The sequence below is a fragment of the Microbulbifer maximicatervae (SeqCode) genome (assembly GCF_052467955.1).
On sequence record NZ_CP174329.1, the window covers coordinates 2,367,309 to 2,390,650 of the forward strand.

General features: G+C 47.0%; 15 protein-coding genes and 1 pseudogene. 12 read left to right on the top strand and 4 right to left on the bottom strand.

Going from position 1 to position 23,342, the window contains the following annotated elements; genetic code table 11:
- Positions 1–42 precede the first annotated feature (42 nt).
- Positions 43–3,189, bottom strand: coding sequence for a bifunctional proline dehydrogenase/L-glutamate gamma-semialdehyde dehydrogenase PutA (gene putA / locus ACJJI5_RS10220; RefSeq protein ID WP_445356189.1), 3,147 nt, complete (start codon positions 3,187–3,189; stop codon positions 43–45).
- 141 nt (positions 3,190–3,330) lie between these two features.
- On the opposite strand from putA, the gene ACJJI5_RS10225 reads away from it, so the two are divergent.
- From ACJJI5_RS10225 to ACJJI5_RS10245, 5 genes are all read left to right on the top strand, one after another.
- Positions 3,331–3,840 (top strand): Lrp/AsnC ligand binding domain-containing protein, encoded by a 510-nt coding sequence (locus tag ACJJI5_RS10225; RefSeq protein ID WP_108732847.1) that lies wholly within the window; start codon positions 3,331–3,333, stop codon positions 3,838–3,840.
- Between the two features lie 254 nt (positions 3,841–4,094).
- Entirely contained in the window at positions 4,095–5,249 is a 1,155-nt protein-coding gene (locus ACJJI5_RS10230; RefSeq protein WP_413665396.1) for an acyl-CoA dehydrogenase family protein, read from the top strand.
- A gap of 176 nt (positions 5,250–5,425) precedes the next feature.
- A complete protein-coding gene (locus tag ACJJI5_RS10235; RefSeq protein ID WP_445356190.1) occupies positions 5,426–7,432 on the top strand; it encodes an alkyl/aryl-sulfatase in 2,007 nt (668 codons plus the stop codon).
- Positions 7,433–7,839: 407 nt separating this feature from the next.
- A complete protein-coding gene (locus ACJJI5_RS10240) occupies positions 7,840–9,333 on the top strand; it encodes a hypothetical protein (RefSeq protein WP_445356191.1) in 1,494 nt (497 codons plus the stop codon).
- 101 nt (positions 9,334–9,434) lie between these two features.
- On the top strand, positions 9,435–9,776 hold the full coding sequence (locus ACJJI5_RS10245; RefSeq protein ID WP_445356192.1) for a hypothetical protein: 342 nt from the start codon (positions 9,435–9,437) through the stop codon (positions 9,774–9,776).
- 170 nt (positions 9,777–9,946) lie between these two features.
- Here the strand turns inward: ACJJI5_RS10245 and ACJJI5_RS10250 are convergent.
- Positions 9,947–10,931, bottom strand: a pseudogene (locus ACJJI5_RS10250) (helix-turn-helix domain-containing protein).
- A gap of 554 nt (positions 10,932–11,485) precedes the next feature.
- Here ACJJI5_RS10250 and ACJJI5_RS10255 point away from each other — a divergent pair.
- Positions 11,486–12,460, top strand: a complete 975-nt coding sequence (locus ACJJI5_RS10255) for a DJ-1/PfpI family protein (RefSeq protein ID WP_445356193.1) — start codon at positions 11,486–11,488, stop codon at positions 12,458–12,460.
- 643 nt (positions 12,461–13,103) lie between these two features.
- Here the strand turns inward: ACJJI5_RS10255 and ACJJI5_RS10260 are convergent.
- Entirely contained in the window at positions 13,104–14,633 is a 1,530-nt protein-coding gene (locus ACJJI5_RS10260; protein ID WP_445356194.1) for a flavin-containing monooxygenase, read from the bottom strand.
- A 115-nt stretch (positions 14,634–14,748) separates the two neighbouring features.
- Here ACJJI5_RS10260 and ACJJI5_RS10265 point away from each other — a divergent pair, with 115 nt between their 5' ends.
- Positions 14,749–15,786, top strand: a complete 1,038-nt coding sequence (locus ACJJI5_RS10265; protein ID WP_445356195.1) for an AraC family transcriptional regulator — start codon at positions 14,749–14,751, stop codon at positions 15,784–15,786.
- 22 nt (positions 15,787–15,808) lie between these two features.
- Here ACJJI5_RS10265 and ACJJI5_RS10270 read toward each other — a convergent pair whose 3' ends face one another.
- Positions 15,809–17,341, bottom strand: a complete 1,533-nt coding sequence (locus ACJJI5_RS10270) for a DUF1254 domain-containing protein (RefSeq protein WP_445356196.1) — start codon at positions 17,339–17,341, stop codon at positions 15,809–15,811.
- A gap of 882 nt (positions 17,342–18,223) precedes the next feature.
- Between ACJJI5_RS10270 and ACJJI5_RS10275 the strand changes: the two genes are divergently transcribed.
- From ACJJI5_RS10275 to ACJJI5_RS10295, 5 genes are all read left to right on the top strand, one after another.
- Positions 18,224–19,699 carry a class I adenylate-forming enzyme family protein gene (locus ACJJI5_RS10275; protein WP_445356197.1) on the top strand — a complete coding sequence of 492 codons (1,476 nt, stop codon included), beginning with the start codon at positions 18,224–18,226 and terminating at the stop codon, positions 19,697–19,699.
- 92 nt (positions 19,700–19,791) lie between these two features.
- Positions 19,792–20,940: a type III PLP-dependent enzyme domain-containing protein gene (locus tag ACJJI5_RS10280; protein ID WP_445356198.1), complete on the top strand. Its 1,149-nt coding sequence runs from the start codon at positions 19,792–19,794 to the stop codon at positions 20,938–20,940.
- A gap of 3 nt (positions 20,941–20,943) precedes the next feature.
- Entirely contained in the window at positions 20,944–21,984 is a 1,041-nt protein-coding gene (locus ACJJI5_RS10285; RefSeq protein WP_445356199.1) for a hypothetical protein, read from the top strand.
- Entirely contained in the window at positions 21,981–22,814 is an 834-nt protein-coding gene (locus ACJJI5_RS10290; RefSeq protein WP_445356200.1) for a hypothetical protein, read from the top strand. Before ACJJI5_RS10285 ends, ACJJI5_RS10290 begins: the two co-directional genes overlap by 4 nt.
- Complete coding sequence (locus tag ACJJI5_RS10295; RefSeq protein WP_445356201.1) at positions 22,811–23,341, top strand: hypothetical protein; 531 nt, start codon at positions 22,811–22,813, stop codon at positions 23,339–23,341. The genes ACJJI5_RS10290 and ACJJI5_RS10295 overlap by 4 nt, the downstream gene beginning before the upstream one ends.
- Position 23,342: the final 1 nt, after the last annotated feature.

Consider the following 23,342-nt stretch of genomic DNA (forward strand, 5'->3'; position numbering starts at 1 on the left):
AAAGCGGGCTAAAAGCCCGCTCTCTCATTGTTTTATGGGAGCTTATTGCCCCAATGTAAACAGTGCAGTGTTACCGCCAGTGGCAACAGTGTTAATAGTTTTGGTTTTCTCGCTGGCGAAACGGAATAGGTAGTGCGGGCCACCGGCTTTGGGGCCGGTGCCGGATAGGCCGTGGCCGCCGAAGGGGTTAACACCTACTACTGCACCAACCATATCGCGGTTTACATAGCAGTTGCCGACGTTGATACGCTTAAATACAGCGTGGGCACGGCCTTCGATGCGGGAGTGCAGTCCGAAGGTAAGGCCGTAGCCGGTGGCATTAATGCGGCGGATTACGTCTTCCAGCTCGTCTGCCTTGAAGCGAACTACATGTAGGAAAGGTCCGAAAGTCTCGCGCTTGAGCACGGAGAAATCTTCAATCTCTACTACCTGCGGGCCGAAGAAGGTGCCTTTGCTGGGCTTCTTCGCTTCCTCAAATGCAAATAGCGGCTTGGCTTCTCTCGCCATGCGCTCGCGGTGGGATTCCAGCATGCCGAGGGCTTTTTCGTCGATAACCGGACCGATATCGGTATCCAGTTTACCGGGATCGCCGAGGGTCAGTTCTTCACACGCGCCTTTCAGCATATTCAGCAGGTTATCGGCGATGACATCCTGTACACACAGGATACGCAGAGCGGAACAGCGCTGACCGGCACTGAGGAAGGCAGACTGAATCACATCGTCTACCACCTGCTCGGGCAGGGCGGTGGAGTCTACGACCATGACATTCTGGCCGCCGGTTTCGGCGATCAGCGGTACAATCGGGCCTTCTTTCGCTGCCAGCTGCTGGTTGATCAGGCGTGCAGTTTCGGTGGAGCCGGTGAAGGCTACACCGCCCAGGCGGGGATCTTCGATCAGCAGTTTGCCCACTGCGGCACCGGTACCTGTGATCAAGTGCAGTACTTTTGGCGGCACGCCCGCATCGAGCATCAAGCGCACGGCGTGTGCAGCAATGATGGGGGTTTGCTCTGCGGGCTTGGCCAGTACGGCATTACCGGCGGCGAGTGCGGCAACCACCTGGCCGGTAAAGATTGCCAGGGGGAAGTTCCAAGGGCTGATGCACACGAAGGTGCCACGGCCACTCAAATACAGCTGATTTTGCTCACCGGTAGGGCCTGGTAGTTCGGTGGGCTCACTGAAATGCTGGCGTGCGCCGTTGGCGTAGTAGCGGCAGAAGTCGATAGCTTCGCGCACTTCACTAATGCCATCATTTAGGGTGCGGCCCGCTTCAATGCAAATAATTGCAGCCAGTTCATTGGCTTTATCTTCGTAGAGATCAGCAATTCTGTCGAGAATATCCGCGCGGTGTTTTCCGCCCTGGCGATCCCAGTCGATCTGCGCCTCAGTGGCGGAGGCATAGGCCTGCTCAATAAGGTGCTTATCAGTATTCGCGGTGTGTCCAATTTTTTCGCCGGTTGCCGGGTTGTAAACCGGTTCTTCCGCTTCGCCCATGGTGCCGTTGACGATAGGGCCACCGAGGAAGTGCTTTTCGCGTTGCTGTTCAAGCTCTTTCAGCAGGGGATCAACGGAGAGTGGATCAGTCAGTTCGATGCCGTGTGAGTTTTTCCGTGGCAGGGCTTCTGCGCCCATATAAATATTCTCCGGGACAGGAATTTGCGGGTGACGGTAGGGGTTGCAGGCTTCGCTTTGTTCCAGGGTGTCCTGGACCAGGGCTTCAACCGGCGTTGCCTCGTCCATAAAGCGGTTAACAAAGGAGCTATTAGCTCCGTTTTCCAGCAGGCGACGAACCAGGTAGGGCAGTAAGTCACGATGTGCCCCCACGGGTGCGTAGACGCGCACGGGCACACGCTTGCCGTGTACCGCTTCAATTTGTGCGTACAGCAAGTGGCCCATGCCGTGCAGGCGCTGGAATTCAAAGTCGGTGCGGCCATTGGCTAACTCAAGAATCAGCCCGACGGTGTAGGCGTTGTGGGTGGCAAATTGCGGATAGATTGCATCGCCAGCTTCCAACAGTTTTTTCGCGCAGACCTGGTATGACAGATCGGTGTGGCATTTGCGCGTGTACACCGGGTAATCCGGCAGGCCCATCTGCTGGGAGTGTTTGATTTCACTATCCCAGTAAGCGCCTTTAACCAAGCGTACCATTAGCTTGCGGCCGGTATCGCGGCCCAGGGCAATCAGCCAGTCGGCGACATGGGGGGCGCGCTTTTGGTAGGCCTGGAGTACAAAGCCCAGTCCTTGCCAGTCTTTTATTTCGGGGTCGCGGGCGAGCGCCTCGAAGATATCCAGTGAGATATCCAGGCGGTCTGCCTCTTCTGCATCGATATTCAGGCCCATATCGTATTGGGCTGCGGCGACACAAAGACGCTTCACCTGGGGCAGCAATTCGTCCATTACGCGATCCCGCTGCAGCACACTGTAGCGGGGGTGCAGGGCAGAAAGCTTGATGGAAATACCATTGGCCTCAACCACATCCCGCTGGGTGTTGTCTTTGCCGATCTCTTCGATAGCCATCATATAGGCATCGAAGTAGCGGTGGGCGTCGGCCATGGTGCGGGCGCCTTCGCCCAGCATGTCGAAGGAAAAGCGGGTGCCCGGGAGGTTTTCTTTGGGGCCGCGTTTCAGGGCTTCCTTGATGGTGCGGCCGAGTACGTACTGGCCACCCATAATTTTCATGGCCTGCATCATGGAGGTGCGCACCATGGGCTCGCCGATACGGCTAACCAGGCGTTTCATCCAGTGGGAGGGACGCTCGGTGATATCTGGGTCCAGCTCCACCACGCTGCCGGTGAGCATCAGGCCCCAGGTTGAGGCGTTCACAAACAGGGAGTCGGACTGGCCACGATGGCTGGACCAGTTGCCGGAATGCACTTTCTCGGCGATTAGTTTGTCGGCAGTATCGGCGTCTGGTACCCGGAGCAGGGACTCTGCCAGACACATCAATGCAACCCCTTCCTTATTGGAAAGGCCGAATTGCTGAAGGAAAGCGTCCAGCGTTCCGCGCTTGCTGCGCTGCTGTCGCGAATGATGAACCAGTGCGCGCGAGGTGTTCAGAATTTTCTTGCGCATCTCGTCGCTGGGGCGTGGCGCAGCCAGCAGCTCGCTCACGCAGAGGTTTTCGTCGGCGTGCAAATACTCGCGTGCCCGGTCTCGGGCATTCTGGAGGTCTCCGGCGAAGTTTGTCGACATATCGTCTCCCAAGCTCTATATCTAGGGTCAGAATAAAAAACCGGATTATGTGCGAAAATCGTTAGAATTAATCGCCATAATGTCGCGAGTTGTGGTTAAATATCACGCCTAATTGCGTGATTACCAGTAGGGTATTTTGTAATGTCTCGACAGTTGGAAGATCTTGATCGTATTGATCGCCAAATACTGCGAATTCTGCAACGTCACGGCCGCTTGCCGAATGTGGAATTGGCGCGCCGGGTTAACCTTAGTCCCACCCCATGCCTGGAGCGAGTCAAGCGGCTCGAAAGGGAAGGATTTATTCGCGACTATGTAGCGCTACTCGACCCGCTCAAAGTTCATGCGGGCCTGGTGGTCTATATCCAGGTGACCCTGAACAATACAGCAACTGAAGCATTGGAAGCCTTTAATGAGCATGTGGCTGGACTGGAGGAGGTCCAGGAGTGCCATATGGTTGCCGGTGGTTTTGACTACCTGGTGAAAATTCGTATTAAGGATATGCTGGGTTATCGCCGCTTCCTCGGTGAAAAGCTGGCATCCGTACCGGGAGTACGGGAAACCCACACCTATGTGGTGATGGAGGAAGTGAAGACTGATACCGCTGTAGCGGTACCGGACCCAGAACCCAGTGTGAAAGGTTCGCGGCGCTAATTGAGCGCAGTCAAATATCCTGTGCGGAGTGAGAGAACTGTAGCGATTTTGCTGGTTGGCTTTTTTATGAACCTGGGTGGAAATCTGAATTCTCTCCTCAGGCCTCAATCATAGGGATTGATTGCTGATTTCATGGATGAACAGGTGGAATTGGCAACCATTGTCGGCGCGGTTTTTATTATGCTCGGCATAGCGATGCGGTACCAAGGTGGGTGCCGTGTGATTTGTCCGTAATAACTATAAGTAGGTACTGTATGGATTTTTCACTGAGCGAAGAACAGCAGATGATTCAGGATGCGGCAAAGCAATTTGCTGACAGTGAACTGAAACCCATTGCTGCCGAACTCGACAAGACCGGTAATAGAGAGCTCTTGTTGGAAAAGCTCAAGCAATTGGCAGAGCTGGGCTTTATGGGAATCAATATTGATCCCAATTACGGCGGTACTGGTGCTGGCACTGTCGCATTCTCCCTGGCGATCGCCGAGCTGGCGCGGGGCTGTGCCTCTGTTGCAACGACCACGTCCGTAACCAATATGGTGGCAGAGGTTATTCAGGCGGTAGGTTCGGAAGAGCAGCGCCAAAAATACCTCCCCAAAATCTGTAGTGGAGAATACCCGGCGGGTTCTTTTTGCCTCACCGAGCCCGGTTCCGGTTCGGATGCGGCCTCAATGCGCACCCGTGCAGAGAAGCAGGGTGATGAGTACGTTCTTAACGGCAGCAAGCTCTTTATCAGTAGCGCCGAATTTGCTGGTATTTTTGTTGTTTGGGCGGTGACAGATTCTTCCGCGCCTAAAGGCAAAGGTATTTCCTGCTTCCTGGTTGAAGCCGGCACACCTGGCCTGGTGATTGGCAAGGCCGAAGAGAAAATGGGACAGAAAGCCTCTGTTACCAATGAGGTTTCTTTCGACAATTGTCGTATTCCTGCCTCCCATCTTTTAGGTGAAGAAAATCGCGGCTTTCGCATTGCTGCAGGTGAACTCGCTGGAGGCCGAATCGGTATTGGCTCCCTGGCGCTGGGCATCGGCTTTGAAGCTTTGGATTGTGCCCGGGCCTATCTGCATGAGCGGGAGCAGTTTGGTAAAAAACTGGCGGAGTTCCAGGGGCTGCAATGGCAGCTTGCCGACAAATATACTGAGATGGAAGGTGCGCGACTCCTATTGCTGCAAGCCGCTTGGCAGAAAGATGCCGGAATGCCGTTTGGCCCTGCCGCTTCAATGGGCAAACTGTTCGCTAGTGAGAAGGCTAACGAGGCATGTTATCTAGCTCTGCAAATGCACGGTGGTGTGGGCTATACCCGTGAATATCCACTTGAACGTATGAGTCGGGATGTGAGAATCACTACAATCTACGAAGGTACCAGTGAGATCCAGCGCCTGATTATTGCCAGGCATTTACTGGATGTCAGATAATATTTAATGACACATAAGCCGGCGCTCTTCGCCGGCTTTTTTGTTTCTTTCCCCCTAAATTTGTCAGTTATTCTCCTGATGCCGGCATAAATACCCGTCCGCTTAATAGTTTCCTACCTATCCTCTACAAGGGACTCTGCCGCATCACTTTGCGAATCATGGAAAGGAAACAACTGATGAACGTTAACAAGCTGCCGCTGTTTTCGCTATTTCTAGTATTCCTTGCCTGTTCGCTAACGACCGTAAGTATCATGGCGAAAGAACCCAATCCCGCCAGTGTCGTCACAATGAAATCAAACCAGGCTGTACTGAAAGAGCTCCCCTTTGCAAATCGGAAGGACTTTGAGGATGTAAAGCGGGGGTTTATCGCTCCTCTACCAAATAATGGTGTTATTAAAAACAGCAAAGGCGATACGGTATGGAACTTGGAGCAATTTCAATTTGCTCGCGATAAAGAGGCTCCTGATAGTGCCAACCCCAGTCTGTGGCGGCAACTGCAATTAATTTCGGAGGGCGGTCTCTATGAGGTGATACCGCGAATCTACCAGGTTCGCAGTGCGGACCTCTCCAATATAACTTTTATTGAGGGCGATACCGGGGTCATTGTTATGGACCCGCTGATTTCTGCCGAGACGGCTGAAGCAGCGTTGAACCTCTATCGGCAGCATCGCGGAAACAAGCCTGTCGTTGCTGTGATCTACACCCACAGTCACGTTGACCACTATGGGGGTGTTCGCGGTGTTATCGATGAAGAAGATGTAAAATCAGGCAAGGTTAAGGTAATAGCCCCGCAAGATTTCCTAATTGAAGCTGTTAGTGAAAATGTCTTTGCAGGAAATCATATGGCGCGTCGTGCCAGTTTTATGTACGGGAACCTGATCCCTAAAGATCCCAAAGGTACCTTAGGGGCTGGCCTCGGTCTTGAAACCTCCACTGGCACCATCACACTGATAGAACCGACAGACTCCATTGTTGAGACCGGGCAAACTTTGGAACTGGATGGACTTATCTTTGAGTTTCTCTTGGCGCCGGGCTCTGAAGCGCCGGCAGAAATGCACTTCTATATTCCTCAACTCAAAGCCGTAACCGCTGCTGAGAACGCAACCCACACTTTGCACAACCTCTACACCTTGCGGGGAGCAAAGGTCCGAAATGCTCGTGACTGGTCTCGCTACCTCAATGAAACCGTGCAGCGCTGGGGTGGAAAAGCCGAAGTCCTGTTTGCACCCCATCACTGGCCAACCTGGGGGCCAGAGAATGTGGTGAATCACCTGAAAAAGCAGCGCGACCTATACAAGTACCTCAACGATCAAACCCTGAGATTAGCCAATCACGGGTACAACATGGTTCAAACGGCTGAGCTGATGGAGTTGCCTCCAGAACTCTCACAATATTGGGCCAACCGCGGCTATTACGGCAGTGTAAATCACGATACCCGTGCGGTATGGAACTACTACCTGGGGTTTTTCGATGGCAATCCCGCTCGCCTATATCCAATGCCACCGACGGCAGCGGGAATAAAGTACGTCGAGTATATGGGCGGGGCAGCCAATATTATCAAGCAGGCAAAGAAAGATTATGAGGCAGGAGAGTACCGCTGGGTTGCGGAGGTGCTCGATAAATTGGTTTCCGCAGAGCCTAATAATCGTGCAGCAAGAGACCTATTGGCAGATGCGTTAGAGCAATTGGGTTATCAGCAGGAGAATGGCACCTGGAGAAATTTTTTCTTAAGTGGTGCCAGGGAGTTGCGGGATGGTATCCAGAGATACCCTGTCCCTCTGACTGCGAGCCCGGACACTATTCGCAGTATGCCGGCTGGTTTGATTTTTGATTATCTGGGAATTCGACTCAACGGCCCAAAGGCAACTGGCAAAAAGCTCTCCATCAATATCAATATGCCGGACGTAAAAGAAAAGTATGCGCTTGTGCTTGAGAATGCGGTGTTGAACTATGGCCCCCCAGTTGAGAATCCAGGAAGCAGTGTGCAGATAAACCGCTCAGATCTCAATGATATCATCTTGGGTAGTGCATCTATCCAGGAGAAGATGGAGGATGGGAAAATCAAAATTGAGGGCGATGCGGGAGAGTTGAAGATATTACTTTCTTTAATGGACCGGTTTGATTTCTGGTGGAACCTGGTTACGCCTGAACCGATGGATAAGATGTCGACATCAGACTTCTAGGCATTAGCCTCAGGGCTTTTTAGTTTAAATGCGAAGGCAAGGTGGCCTCCTGTATAAGTGGCATTTTTAACTGTGTTTTCATGTCCGTTTAGTTGCTTCTAGTGCATATTTCAACTTCTTTGATTTATAGTTCTGAGAGTGAGTGCTAAATAAGTAGTTTCCAATGAAACTTGATGTATTTTAGTTATTGATTCCTAAGCCCGTTTGTATCTAATAGTAAAAATTTACAGTGCTGTTTTTCTCATTTTTAAGCTTCCTTATTGTGTTCATATTTTTTTAAGTTACGCACAGAATTAAATTTCGTTTCCGCTAAAATTCCGCCCACTTTTGCATTTCATGACTGTCTGGAACTTATATTTTGGACAGTACCTAACACCAAAATAAAAAACACGGCACTTAAGGCGATTATGGAAAAGTTATTCGGGCAGAAATTATTGGTACTTGCACTAACAGCGGCACTTGCAGCTTGTGGTGGAGGAGGTGGTTCGTCAGATTCTGACACCGATTCACCACCTGTGAACGATGGTGGGGATGATAATAGTGGAGGTAATCAAGGTGGAGGAAGTGGTTCAGGTGGTAGCGGAGATGACTCGTCATTGCCTGATAATGACCCATCGACTGTAACCGTTGGAGATGTGTCAACAGCTGAACTCGGGTTTGCGACAATTACCGCTACAGATATCACTTTGCCTAATGCAATGGTAAATGCTCAGGAGGTTTACCAGCTGGCCCACTATATTGGCCGTACGGACAGTGAGCAGGATGAGGAAAATATTGATATTCCTATCCGTAGCTATACGGCTTCCTGTGCAACGGATACTGACCAGCCAAAAATGTATGTATCCACAACTTTGTCAGAGGGGAATAGTGCCTCTGATACAACCTATGGGTCCGTTTACGAGCTTCAATATAACCCTGATACCATGAGCTTCGAGCAAACAGGTAACGCCACCATTCTGAATCAATGTTATGAGTCACATGGTATTACGGCCAGTTCGGATTGCTCCAGGGTAGCTGTTTTATGCAATACAGAATATAAGGCCAGTGAGCGATATGATATCGAGAAAGATCTGGTAGAGGAGTACGGTACAACCTGGATGAAGATTGAAGATAATCTTGACAGTGTTGCAGGTACCGATAATGAAGAGAAGTATAATGACCAGATCTGGCTAATGGAGTGGGATAACAAGCCTATAACAGAAACTCCAGATGCCTATGTTGTCAATAAAATGCATGGCGGCACTCATTTGGGGGCTCAGGAGCTATTGTACGTAGAGGATGATAGCCAGGGGCGCACAAGTTATGCGTTTTCCGTAACTGCTCGTGTTCTCGTTAGCGGTTCGCATTATTCGGCAGGGTTGACGGTAATCAATCGGGATGACTGGTCAATGTCTTTTTCTGGAAATGATCACCGGGGATGGTACTGGGCGTGCGGTCATGGCCATGTTCTGAATATTCGAGCTTTTTATAATCCGGGGAATGAGATGTACGGGGCTCTGTGCACCAGCGATGGAAATGATTACTACCCCTCGCCCGGCCTGCATGCAATCGCCATTAAAATGGAGGACAGTGGATCCTCTGTTTATGAAGGCACCTATAATCATTTAGTGCCCTCGACAAGTGCGATGATATCCAACGGTGGTGGCCATACAGTTGTCCCGGTCGATGCCGATACAAACCTCTCAGTTATTGTCTCTCCGAAGTATATTGAAGATGCAAACATGGATATGTTCTTACAGGACGAGCTAGGCATCGATATTAGTGGCGATGGACCCTTCGATGAGCAATGTGCTGATAACGGCATTCGCAATTGCTTCTTCTCATATATCGACAGTGGTGAATATCCCGTAATTTCCAGGCAGGGTCTCTACTCTGGAGATGCCTGGATACTACTTCTCTGACACGTGTAGGTATTGCAAAAGTTGACGGGGAAGGCAGTATTGAAGGTAATGGCATTGAATGGCTGGCAACGGATTCTGATTGCCAGATTAGTGATCCCCAGTTGGTTGATCTAAAAAATGGCCGTTACTTATTTGGTTACGCGCAGTTCCAGTGTATCTCCGATAACCTCCCGTACAATCGCAGTTACAATAAGAGTGGTGATGCGATGCGTATGCTGGTGCCAAAAGCCTACTATGTAATGGAGATTGATGCTGACTTAAATGTACTTGAGGGTCCGGTAAAACTGACTGACTACGGTTGGGGTGGTTTGGATGAGCCTATGTACTTGGGTAATGGTAAAGTTGCCTGGAGCTATATTAAGAATCCTACCCTGGATAATTATATAGGTGGCCAACAAAATGTTTGGCAGGCAATTGTCTATCATTCTGATAGTGTAAATTAATTGTGCTGATTTGGGGTAAGCTCAGGCTTGCCCCAAATTAAATTATACTTATATATTTGTAGTAGTTCAGACTTTATCCGACAGTTACAGATTTTTCAGGAAGTGCTCTTTTGGGGCAAATTTAGTTTATGAGTACTTCCCTCCAGCTATTTTTCCATCTTCAAAAATTGCTATTGAGTGGTTCGATCGCAACACATCTTACCCCGATGGCATCCCTCATTATTAGAATATGTTATCCATTCGTTCAGATCCTTTTGTAACTCTTCTATTGATACATAGATCTTGCGGCGTAATGAAGGTTGGTAGATTTCTTGTAAAATGGTCTTATGGAAGCGCTCACAGATCCTGTTAGTTTGTGGATGCCTGGCTTTTGTCTTGGAGTGTTCTATTTCGATTATACACTGATAACTGGTAGTCGTGCTGCTCTTACTTGCCACAATATTCAGTACTGCGACCGGTAAGGATACGCGGCACAGGTAGATCATGTATGGCATAAAACGGCAGTACACGGTTATTCGGAAGGTCCGCCGCAGTGACTGGAGTTTTGATGATACACAGCTTGCAGTGAGCCACCTTTGCATAGGTATCGATGTAAGTTTGTTGGTAAACACGTCCGCCGCCGTTAAATGTTCCTACATAGAAAGTATCTTACGAGCCCAAATAGCGTGGGTGTTGAGTATCAATTTCACTATAGGCTCCATCATCATGCCATTTTCTCTCTAAAGCTTGAACCTGTGATTCTGTGAGGATCAGTCCCTCCTCAGCTTCCTTGGCCTCAGGTGCTATTAATCACAATTTGAAGTTAGCTAGGTCATGCAGTGACCAGATACTCCGAACGCCACTAGGGGACACAAATACACCGCGTTTACGCAGTTCATTGGAAACTCGAACTTGTCCATGGGTAGGCTCTTAGAGGGCATAAGTTAACACTGTTTCTTCAATGATTGTTTCAACATAGTTCTTGTGGATGGGCATACGCCGGTTCTTCTCAAGAAGGGCGTCCACACCGCCACTTGAAACAGCTTCCTTGTACCGATAGAAAATGTCTCTCTATACTCTCAGCATCTTGCAAGCTTTGGATATATTGCCGAGATCTTCTGCCAGATTTAGTAATTGGATCATGTATTTGATGATGCGATCATTAGTATGGAGTATGGAGTATGGAGTATGGAGTATGGAGTATGGAGTATACTCTTGGTTTTACTTGTAGGTTTAGGCACCTTCATCAAAACCGGTAAACCCTTCTTTTTCAAGTGAATGTGTCAGATTTGGTCTGAACTAATTCATTTTAGTGTTAGTTGTTCCTCTGTGTTTTTCTCTTGCTCTTAGAAGAAATAAAATCCTGAATGCTTGTAGTGGCCGATACGGCTATTTTAATTAATTTAATTTTGGTTTGAAGATTTATTTGGATATCTCATAGGAAAAATACTCACTTTGGAAAATGTTCTTCGCTGTTGAGATATATAATGCAGTAGAAAGTGTGTAAGCATTGGCAATATCCATCTAAATATTATTTTTTAAATAAAAACTTATCTTACCTAATCGTAGATGTCTGAATTTGTCGACTTTATGTCATTTGTGACCAACTCCGCTAACTTAAACTTCTAGCTGTACCCCCTAGAAATACCTCGTCTATATGTTTGAGCTTTGCATGAGATGTCCGATAAGCATTTAAGTATGTATCTCACCAAAATAAAAAGGAAATAGCCATGCGTTCTTTAATCTGGGCTGGCCTATGCTCGCTGCTTTTTAGCAATATGGTCTGGGCCCACTCCACATCAAAAGATGCCTTTCATATTGGAATATTATTGTACGATGGTGCACAAACTATTGATTATGCCGGTCCCTATGAAGTTTTTGGGCAAGCTAATTATCGTTTGACAACGGTTTCGGAAGATGGTGGAACCATTACTTCAGCCATGGGGCTTAAAGTGGCTCCAGATACCAGCTTCGATCAGGACAATCAATTTGATGCATTAATTATCCCTGGGGGCAGTATTAATGAAGCAATGGAGAGCCCGGAAGTATTACAGTGGATTAAAGAGCAGTCCAAACAGGCTCAGTATGTTCTATCGGTATGTAACGGTGCTTTTATTTTGGCGAGTACCGGACTCCTGGATGGTAAGAAAGCAACCACCATTCGCGGAGCATTTGATTCTTTCGAGAAGAACTTCTCAGATGTTGAATTGGTAAAGAATAAAAAGTTTGTTGATAACGGCAAGTTTATTACAACAGCTGGCCTTTCATCTGGTATAGACGGCGCTTTATATCTGGTAAGCAAGGTTGATACGATTGAAAAAGCCAAAAGTGTCGCAGCGAAGATTGAGTATCTGTGGATGCCAGAGGGCGGCTATATCCGGGGGATGATGGCGGATAAAATCATGCCAAACCTTGGTGACTTGCCTGAGTCAATTAAGTTTGTTTCTAAGGAGTATAGCTATGGTAGCCTGGAAGAATGGTACACCGCGTTTCAGCTTTCCGGTGATGTGGAAACTGTAAAAGCCTGGTTTGGTGAGCAAATGAAAGGAAATCCCGAGTGGAGGAAGGGGCAGGGTAAGTTTATTGACAATAAATGGGTGTATCAGTTTTCTGATGATCGTACTGTATTGCAAGTTGACTTCGTTGCTCCCTCTGATATCAATCCTTGGGTGCTTAAGTTCAGCATATTGGATCAAGCGTCATAATTTGGTAGCTTTCGTTAAAGGTGGAGACGATAAAACCTAGAATATAGGAAAAGTATTTGCTTTCTGGTCTTCAGATTGAACATACCGTTTGCACCGCCACATCGTCATTTTTGAATTACATTGGGAAGGTTCTTCATTCCGGCGATAGCATATTTGATAGGGCTTGGAAATTGACCAGCCTCTTTTAATGTTATTAAAAGTTTGGAAATTTGTGAACGACGGGTTTTTTCCGCCAGTAACTTGAATTTGACAAATGCTGTCCCAGTTTTCTAGTTGTATACTTACAGAAGACGCCATTGAAGCTATTGATAGCGAGGACAAAATTAAAAAAATACTCACAGCTCTCACAATAAGCCATCCTGTCTGGTGACCTAATATTCGGATTTGCTACCCCATGATTATATGGTTTCGTGAAGCCCGTAACGAATTCCTAGAAGGCATCGGTGGCGGATTAATTAGAAGTGTTTGTTACTTTTTTGTGAGGCGGGACTGTTAGGTCAAATAATGTTGATTGCGGTTGTTCACTTTGGGGTTTTAGTCTGGGCTTGGAGCTAGGGATCTTGTGCAGTATCTATATCTGTCTACCTGATGAAAGGTAAAATAGAAGCGAGCCGAGGCTCGCATTCTTAATGCTGCCTGAAATTTAAATACTGCTTACTTCGATAGAGGATGTGTTGTTTTTATCTTGTGCCTTTTGAGTTTTCTCGGTGTCAATTTGGTGGGGCAAAAAAGTTAAAAATTCATCCTCAATCGCTGAATCAAGGAGTATCTTACAGTCCTCTTCATAGTTATTTAACAGGCGCCATGGATAGCGCTTACCTTGCCTGGGAAGTTCTCCATTTGCCCGTTTTACATAGCCAGAGTCCAGGCTGCTCATTACCGAACCTTGTTCAGAACTGCCTTCGCTATCTATCGCTGTACACACTTGAAAGTTATTTGTTTCCATATACTTGAATAATCGGCAAATATAGCGAGCGGTAATGTCTGCTTTAAGAGTCCAGGGAGCGTTGGTATAGCCGAATACCCATGAGATGTTAGGAACCCCCTCCATTAGCACTGCTTTGTAAGTCAGCTTTTGATTGACTGCTACCGGTGCACCATCAATACAGAGCTTGATACCTCCTAGCACTTGTAACTTTAATCCGGTCGCACTGATAACAATGTCTGCGTCTAATTGTTGCCCTGACGTAAGCAGGATACCCTTATCTGAGAAGGTTTCTATTTCACCGGTGGCAACAGAAGCTTTCCCTGAGCAGATTGAAGAGAACAGATCTCCGTCAGGTACAACGCAGAGACGTTGATCCCAGGGGTTGTAACTGGGATCGAAGTGACTGAGATCGTAATTAGCTGGAAGGCTTTTTCTTACATCTTTTAATAGTAACTTTCTAATAAAGTTAGGCCAGCGCTTAGCAGCTTTAAAAATCCAGCGCTGCAATTTGATATTGCGCCAGCGTCCTAGCTTGTGGACCCAGGGTGCTGGCAGAAATTTTGATAGTACACGAGAGATTTTATCGATAGATGGAACTGAAATGATATAGCTTGGGGAGCGTTGCAACATGGTGACATGTTGGGCGGTGGTTGCGAGCGAGGGGACCAGGGTAACAGCGGTAGCGCCGCTGCCGATCACGATAATACGCTTGCTGCGGTAGTCCAGATTTTCTGGCCACTGTTGGGGATGAATCAGTTTTCCTTGATAGTTTTCTATACCTGGATATTGCGGCAAGTAGCCCTCTTTATGGTCGTAATACCCAGTACAGGCAATCAGAAAACTACAGGTATATCTCACTGGGCTGCCAGATTCGGTGTTGTGACCTTCCAGAGTCCAAGCTCGGTCTGTACTGGACCAGTTCGCCGTAGTTAAATTAATTCCAAAGTGAATTCTCTTTTTAACGTCGTATTGCTTTGCGGTGGTTTCAATATATTTTTGGATAGATGGGCCATCCGCGAGTATTTTCTCGCCGGACCAGGGCTGGAAGTCATAGCCGAAGCTGTACATATCGGAATCAGATCGAATGCCTGGGTATTTAAAGAGGTCCCAGGTGCCGCCGACTTGTGCCCGCCGCTCGATAATGGCGAAGCTGCGCCTGGGGCATTCGCGACTCAAATGACAAGCCATTCCTACCCCTGAGAGTCCCGCGCCGATAATTAATACATCGAAATGAGTCGATTTCACAATCCCTATCCCTGCAAATTTCTATGCCTTATAGACTGGGTAGATGTGCCCATGATTTATTGTTAGATTGCGACAAATAATTGTCTTTCCGCGCCACAAAGATGGGGAGCAAGTTATGGGTAGCCTTGTACGAGTCAGTATTCTTTCCGGTTTCAGTGAATTCGTGGAGCAGCTTGGGAGCAGGGGGGAAGCCTTCTTGGCTGAGTTCGGTATGCCAGGTGATATCAGCCCGGCGGATTCCCGCTTGGTATCATTTGTTGAGGTCGCGCGCCTGCTGGAAACTGCAGCATGCCGGTTAGATCGCCCCGATTTGGGGCTATGCCTCGCATCGCGACAAGGGGTGGACCGCTTGGGTGGGATAGGTGTAGTCGCATGCAACGCGGCCACTCCACGGCAAGCCTTGCTATCCGTTAGGCGCTTTCTTTCTCTTCATAGCTCATCCCTCAGTATGCAACTGGAGCCATTAAGTGAGGGAGATGTACTACGTATTGTTTTTGACTGGCAGGACCCAGCTCTAAGTAGCTATCGCCAGATTCGGGAGCAGGTGCTGGGAAATACGCTGACGATGATACGGATGTTGGTAGAGACTGAGTGTTGCCCGCAAAACGTACTGCTGCCTCATGGTCCTCAAATGGCAGAGGGTGACTACTGCAATTACTTTGGGTGTGAGGTTCTGTTTAGCTCGGGCTATTGCGCGATGGACTTCCCAGCTGAATTTCTGGATACACCACTGAAGTCTGCCGATCCAGTGGTTGAGCGATTGGCCATTTACCATTTGGAGGAGCAGAGTGCGACGCTGCCCGTTCCTCTAACTGTAGAAATTCGACAATTACTCAGTGAAATATTGCCCAGCGGCAGATCTCAGCTCGGCACTGTGGCAGGCGCGCTGAAGCTCCACCCCAGAACTTTACAGCGCCGCCTGGCTGCGGAAGGGCTTAGGTTCGAAGAGCTATTGGATAACGTGCGGCGGGATCTGGCGACTCGATACTTATCCGATCCGAATCTGGCCTTGGGGCAGATTACGGGTTTGTTGGGGTACTCCGAGCAGAGTACATTTCAGCGAGCTTGTCGACGTTGGTTTGCGGAGACCCCCCGGAATCACCGCATACGCCTTGCAGGCAGCGCAATTGTGGGGCGGCCAGAATCTCCGTAAAAGCCTGGAGGGGTCAGTTCTTTCAATATTCAGTAGGCTCCACCTCTCCAGGACGCCAGGTTTTCTCCAGCCATGGCCCCAAGGGTCCATACAGTCTCAGGATTACGAAGAAACCTTTGTTGGGTAAGGTCTCCAGCCAGTTTTTCTCAAACCCTTTTGGCGCCTTGGGTCCAAAATAAACGTCATATGAACCATCGGAATTTTGTCTTATCCCTTTCGACTGGCTGCTTACTGCGGGAAAGGGTTGGCTGGTTTTTAACATTGAGCGCGTTTGACTGTCGTAGATATTTACTGCCCAAAAGGCATTGACCGGTACATCGGGGGGCAGGTGCAGTTTGTATTTTCTAGAGCCGTCAAAGGGTTCTTTATTTTCATCGACAAAGGCAATGGCATAATCAGAACCTTTGCCAGGTTCAATAGCAGTCATTGCTGGGCTGACACCGGTATAGGGGTAGAAGTAGCTGACCCGAGCGTCACTATTAATGGTTTTGCCATCGGGGCCATTGAAGAAGATGTTCTTGCCGGGAAACGCCATTACCCAAGCGCTATCTGTGCCTGGGTAGATTTTGATATCGGAGAGGGATTTGTCTGTCCGTGGATACCAAACAATTGAGCGGGCTATACCATTACCAATTGCAACTGCGTCCGTAAGGATTTTGGTCATTCTTTTATCTGGACTGAAGGCTTTCCCTTTTTCAATGCCTATTGAGGCAAAGAGGCCGCGCGTTTCTGGGTTAAGCATCCCAACCCACTCGTATTGAACGACTTCATTGAGGTGCTTATAGAATTGATAGTCATTGGGGTGGATGGTGTTGAAGGCCTTTCCAGACGCACTGATAAAGACCATCCTTGGCGGGTTACCTTTTTGAGCCAGGGGGTAGATTCTCAAGTTGTCTTTGATGTTTTGCACGGCCTCCGGCAAAGGCTGGTTACTTGGCGAGCGCATAAACACCCACAGTCGGAAGGAGCGAGGGTAGATGGGAATGTAGCCGAAGGGAATATTGCCTTTATAGTCTGGTGGCAGTAACAGAAACTTTCCCCCGCGCCCTTTATCCGGGCCAGAGGAGCCTATATCTTCGACGAAGCGGAACCAGGCATCATTGAATGCGCCCATAACGTTGGGAGGTGAGTGAAACACGGTTGGCCCGTCCCGTTTCAAATCCAGAAAAGCCAGCGTATAGATAGTCGAAGTGTTACCAGTGAGAAAAAGAGACTCGGAGCTCATTAAGCGGTCGAAAATTAAGACCTCATTGGCAGATTTAGCGCCAAGCTCTTTCCCTCCTTTCATCAGTGCATGTACTGATGCTCCCTGAATCCCTTTAAGGAAGCTATCTACTGCGCGCATATGGTCCAAATAGTCGTAGAGCTTTTCTGCGGTCTGGGGGTAGGGAGCGCCATCGCGGAATTCGAGAGTGCCAATACTACTGTCCACCTTATCTGGAGTACTGATTGATTTCAGAGTCTCTGGATGTAAATCGGCGCAAAGCGGCAGAGAGCTGGTTAACAGAAGAAAAATTCCGACAGACCCAAATGCGTACTGAAGTAATCGAATCAAAATAGCTACCTCTATATGCAAGGCGTGCGTGATACGTAAGTGTGTGGTATTGCTTCCTCTATTGGGGTTATTTCGTGCCAATTTTTTGTGTTAACTGGCGGATTATAAAGATGGCTATCCCCGGGCGTAACTTGGGTATCTTTAGCGATAAGTTTGGCTTAATTTTGATCTGATGAGGCCGGTGATTTAAAAGGTCAACTTTATTGTAATTATTGGTCTGTCACATTTAGGCTGGCGCCCATGTTTTGCCTGGCAGACCTGGATTTAAAGGTTTACTTGAAGTCAGTAATTTCACGCCGCTACTGATCTGACTCTCCTGTAACCGAAATTATTGTATTAACTTGCATTCAAATATTTATCTGGCTTTCAGTGCAGGGAGCCGATCACTTGTAAAAGAAATCTCTCAAGGTTTCATGGTTCTCAAAAACCACCTTCAGAAATAAGTTTGAGTAATTTTTAATATTTGCCCATCCTATTTTGTGACCATCCGGTTCAAATTTTTTGGGCTTTATAGGGTTTTACTACCAGAAAAATTATTTTCTTTTTTTTGGTCATTTGATGGAATTAAATCCTGAATAAATTGGTTTTTCATTGCCAATTTTTTTACTTGGTAGTGGTGCGAGATCAGAAAAAGGGTTTATTAACTTCTTGATTTATTTGTCTTTTGGAATGTTTGTAATGTTTAGTCAGATCGAATAATTTCTAACAGGATGAAACTTTTCATGGATTGATAAAGAGGTTGTCATAAGCTTTACAGAAAATGCTTGTCATTATTGGGTCATCCGATTTATAAAATGATCGTCCCATGTAGCCGGTTTGAATAGTTTTTTTTAGGCTTATTCGGACTAGATCAAAAATCTTAGAATAATAAATGGACTAAAAATGTTTTCTCTTGCCAGCCTGTTCGAGAAAGTTGTGGAAAAATGTTGGCAAGGTCGTCTGGAAAATCTGGATGGCGAGGTTTTGACCGCGGCTAACTGTGAGGATGCGTGGCTCTCACTTACAAATGACGAAGTTTGTTTCAGTGCTGGCGACCGCATTTTAGTGTGTACTCAGTCTGAAATAGAGGCGGTCGCCATTATGTTGGCGGCGTGGAAGATGGGGTTGGTGGTTGTACCTGCAAAAGGGGATCTGAGCCATTCTTCAATTAAAATGATCGCTTCAGACTGCAATGCCAAGGCGATATGGCGTGCTGGAAAAATTGAGGCCTTGCCTGATTATCAGCAGGAATGCTCAGAGTTTGAGGTGTCTTCTACTCCAGTGGTCACAGGCGTAGATCTGGCTCTGGTGATCTATACCTCAGGAAGTACTGGTAAGCCAAAAGGCATTATGCTTACCCATCAAAATGTTCTGACCTCCTTGGCCTCAATATCCCAATATTTGGGCCTGACAGCACAGGACAGAATTTTGTGCTTATCCCCTTTATCATTTGACTACGGTCTTTATCAGGTACTATTTGCGCTATATAGCAACTGTACAACCATCCTCTACGACAAACCATTTAACCCCATACAAGCCCTTAAAACGATTTCAGAGCGGGATATATCTGTTCTTCCGATCGTGCCAGCAATGGGGGCTGCGCTGGTGAAACTGGTGGGTTTGGTTAAACCTGACCTCAGCAACCTGCGCAGTATCACCAATACTGGGGGCCATTTATCTGAATACATGATTCGTGCCTGGAAAGAGTATTGCCCAAGTCTAAATGTTTTCTCTATGTATGGTTTGACTGAGTGCAAGCGAGCTTTGTACTTGGAGCCAGAGCTTTGGGAAGAAAAGATGGGTTCAGTTGGCAAGCCGATCCCTGGCCTGGATGTACGTATATTTATCCCTCACTCAGAGGTCGGTAAATTTAGAGAAGCAAAAGCTGATGAGGTAGGTGAGCTTTATGTTCGTGGGGTGGCAGTGATGCAAGGCTACTATAACCCGGCCGCTCAAGGTGGTGCAGAAATCGTTCCGGGCAGATATCGGGACGACAACTGGTTGGCGACGGGAGACCTTTTTGCCCGTGATCAGGATGGATTTTTCTATTTTAAAGGGCGTTCAAAAGACTTAATAAAACAAGGTGGATTTTGTCTGTTTCCAAAGGACTTGGAAAATCATATTGATATGTGCCCATTGGTGCATATCAATGCAGTCATCGGCACCAAAGATAAGCTCGAGAGTGAAGTGGCTACTTGTGTTGTGGAGCTTCATGAGAATACCGCTGACAATCAGAAGCAGTTTCGCACTTGGCTGAAAGCAAACATAGATACTGACTACATGCCGAGAGATATCAGGTTTGTTGATGGAATTCAATTAACCGCTAATAGCAAGGTCGATAGGAAGCGCTTAGAACAGGATTTACAAGTCCATGCCTAATGATCTGAGTATATTTAGGCGGGATCCCGCCTAAAACATAAATCGCTAACTTAATAAAAATATAAACGATACGTTTAACCCTTGGGGGAGTTATGGGTGCACTGTCAGATGCGCTGGTTCAACAGTTGGGCCAAAACAAGAAACAGCTATCTACACCTTGTTATATCTATTCCGTTAAAACTGCTCACGATAACTACAAGCAGCTGAAGGAAGCTCTGGGCACGGGATTGATATACTCTCTAAAAGCCAATAGTTGTCTTGATTTAATACTTCGTTGTGGGCACATCTTTGAAGACGGTATTGAGATTGCATCTATAGGCGAACTAAATCTACTTCCCAAAGGGAATAGTCCCCGATTTGTCAATAACCCATCGGCTGATAAGGCCTTTATACGCGCTGCCATTGCGAGTAAGTGCCATTTAATTATCGACAACCTGAATCAATTAGCTTTGGTTGAGGAGTTGAAGGCAAGGCGGCCAGTAAACCCTGTCGTTTTAAGGCTTAATCCCTCAATCTTGAGCCACTTTGATAGAAATCAAAAGGGCCTAAGAAAAGATCATTTTGGTTTCGACTGGAATGGCTGTCTTGAGGCTTTGGATTTTTGTAAGAAACATGAAATTCCGGTTTTAGGTTTTCATTTGTTCAGGGGCTCATACTCCTTTAATAAAGGTGCTTTCGACACTGCCAAAGTGGCCTTACAAGTTGTTTATGAGTTTGAGGAAATACTGGGATACCCTCTGTCATTAGCCAATCTAGGTGGTGGGTTTGACCCCAATTGGCGGGAGCAGGAGTTTGATTTTGAGCAATATAGAAATTTGATTGCTGAATTTCCTGATCATATCAAGGTAGTTCACGAGAGTGGTCGAGCAATTATGGGCTCAGCCGGTTATTTCGTCACGGAGGTTCGCTATAAAAAGTCCATTAACGGTGACAAGTACGCCGTATGTGATGGGGGAATGGCCCAAAATTTCCTGTTGGCAAAAACGGAAAGTACCTTTAAACGATTCCAGCAACCTCATGTTTTACGTAATGGGACTCCAATAAAAGGGAATGATGAGGGGCAGAAAGTCCTTTTAGTGGGCACTTCTTGCAATAAGGAAGATGTGATTGGGGAAGTCAATAATATTGACCTTCGAGAAGGGGACTTAGTCATATTTGATGGATGTGGTGCCTATAACGCAAGTTATACCGTAGCACCTTTCCTCAAGTTGCCGGCTCCGAACTCTTATCTGGTGGAGTAGATCATGGAAATGCAATCGGTTGTAGGTGGTTTTGTTCTCAATCAATTATCCAGTATTTCACCAGTGCCCAGCACGTTGAAGTCGCTGTTAGAAAATTCTTGTGCTCGGCTATTCGATGCATCAATGATTATCGAAGATCCTTTGACAGGGCTTGCACCACTTAGGGAAGCTTCGGTTCAGCAGCCATTAGAGCAGTTTGAGCAGACCTTTGTTATCGATCAAATTATTGACTCAGTCCGGGACGAAGGACTGGATAATCACTTTCACAATATGATCGGACTATTTGGCTCGATTATGTTGAGCCTGACTGCTACAGATGATCAGCTTGCCCAGGTCAATAAATGGGTGGAGCAGGGGATTTTCGGCCACTTCCTTATGACAGACCCCGGCGGCCCGAGTCTTATGGGTTGGAAGACAGAGCTGGTTGAAACTGATAGCGACATGCTACTGAATGTCGACAAGATCCACGGCATTGAAGCACATAAGCTTGGCTTTGCCATGGTAGTTACCAAGCAACCGGGAAGGCCTTTTCCCCTGACAGTGATGTTGCCACCAGAACTCTGTAACCAACTACGGCAGAGTACTGTAGGAGAGCCTTTTTTAAATGGCACCTTACAGCTGGGAAATTGTAAGGGTAAAGTATCAATTACCAAAGATATGTTATTGAGCAAAGGTGGGTTGGGTAGCGTCAATCGATTTTTAACACTGGTTCGCCCGCGCTTTGTCAAATCACTAATGCACTTTGTACTTTGGCTACATGATTGTAAAGAAGCTCATTTAACCAGCGAAGATCAGGCTCATATAGAGTATCTAATTCATTTGTGTAATGAGCAGGTAGTTGCAACCACTTTCTCTATGCACAGTGTAAACCGTGTTCTGGCAACGAAATTTACCAGCAATGAGCTTTTGCTGAACCTGGTCTTGTCAGGAAAGATCAAATCCGTGAATCGACAGCGCGATCTGTTGGCTTTCACAAAAATGGAAGGCAGTTCATATCGATGCTTCTTTGAGATATATAGCAAATTTAAGGGGCTGCGGGTATGAGCCTGTATTTACGATCTGCAGCTTTTATCCCTATAGAAGGTATCACTGTCTCATCCAGTAGTGATGTATCAACTGCCTTTGGTGATATTGCCAGGATTATCCGAAGACAGACAGATAGTGTATTAGATGCTGCTCCAGAGATAAAAGATTCGCAAATAGATCGCCATTTTTTATGCTCTACAATGATTGAACTTCCTTTGAGTTCATCGGCGATTAGTGAGCAGGACTTCAATTACGGTGATAATGCAAGAGTACCAATTACCAGTTTTGTGAATACCTATGAATGTGCATCTTGGGGTTATAGCCTTCGACATTACCTGACACAAAATCCGGAGTCGCGCTACTTACTGGTTAGTATTCTTGACGCCAATGTTTTAGATCTAACGTTTTGGCGAGAAAATGAAAATTGGGGTGATAGTGGTTTTGGTCTCTGTACACTATTGTTTGAAGTGCGGAATCTTGACAGTATAAACCTTAATGCATCCTGCACGATCACTTATAATACAACTCCGGAATTTGCCACTGTCATTCGAAAAATGGCTGTTGGACGCGATGACCTGACTTTATCTTTGCCATTCTTTCCAGAGAATATTCGCCAGATTTTCTCCAAATTGTTGTCGGCCAATCAAAAGCTACCAGACTTGCACGATCGGTGGGGGCATTGTTTTGGTAGTGATCCCTGGCTGAATATTATTTGCCAAGGCGCTGAAAAGGGCTTCGACAAGTCAGAGAATTTCCTAGCCTGTTCCATTGCATTGAATGGCTATTATTGCACTGTAGAAGTTACCGTTGATGAACAAAGTCACTTCTATCTAATGGAGGCCGCGTGATGAAGACTGTTGAGCTATCAACGTGTCTCGAACGTAACCCCTATCCGGACACATTGAAATCCTGCTTAGCACAAATGCTGCCCTTGAGTACTGAACAGGACTATCTTGCATTATCCAACCTGCCAGTTAATTCCAGCCCGGTGCTACTGAATCATTCGGAGCACTATCAATTACTGTTGGATATTCTGCGATACTTTGAAGATGCTGAACTGGATAGTGACTTAGTCTTGATAAAAATGCAGATGCCCGCTGGTGGGCGTATGCCAAGTGCACTATTGCAAGATACCGTTTTAATGCTTCATGACCTGGCTGGTGAAGAAGCAATATTGGTTAGAGAAGGAAAACGATATATAGCTATTGAAGATAGCTTGGTTCGCCACCCATTTGAAGCGGGAACAAACCAGCTAAAAATCAGGTTGGCAGTGGATATTGATTGCCATGATCTCTTAATTGAGGGGCTTTCTAAACTACTTATCGAGTGCGGTTTCGGTGATATAACAATAAACACCATGGACGGGACAGCATAAA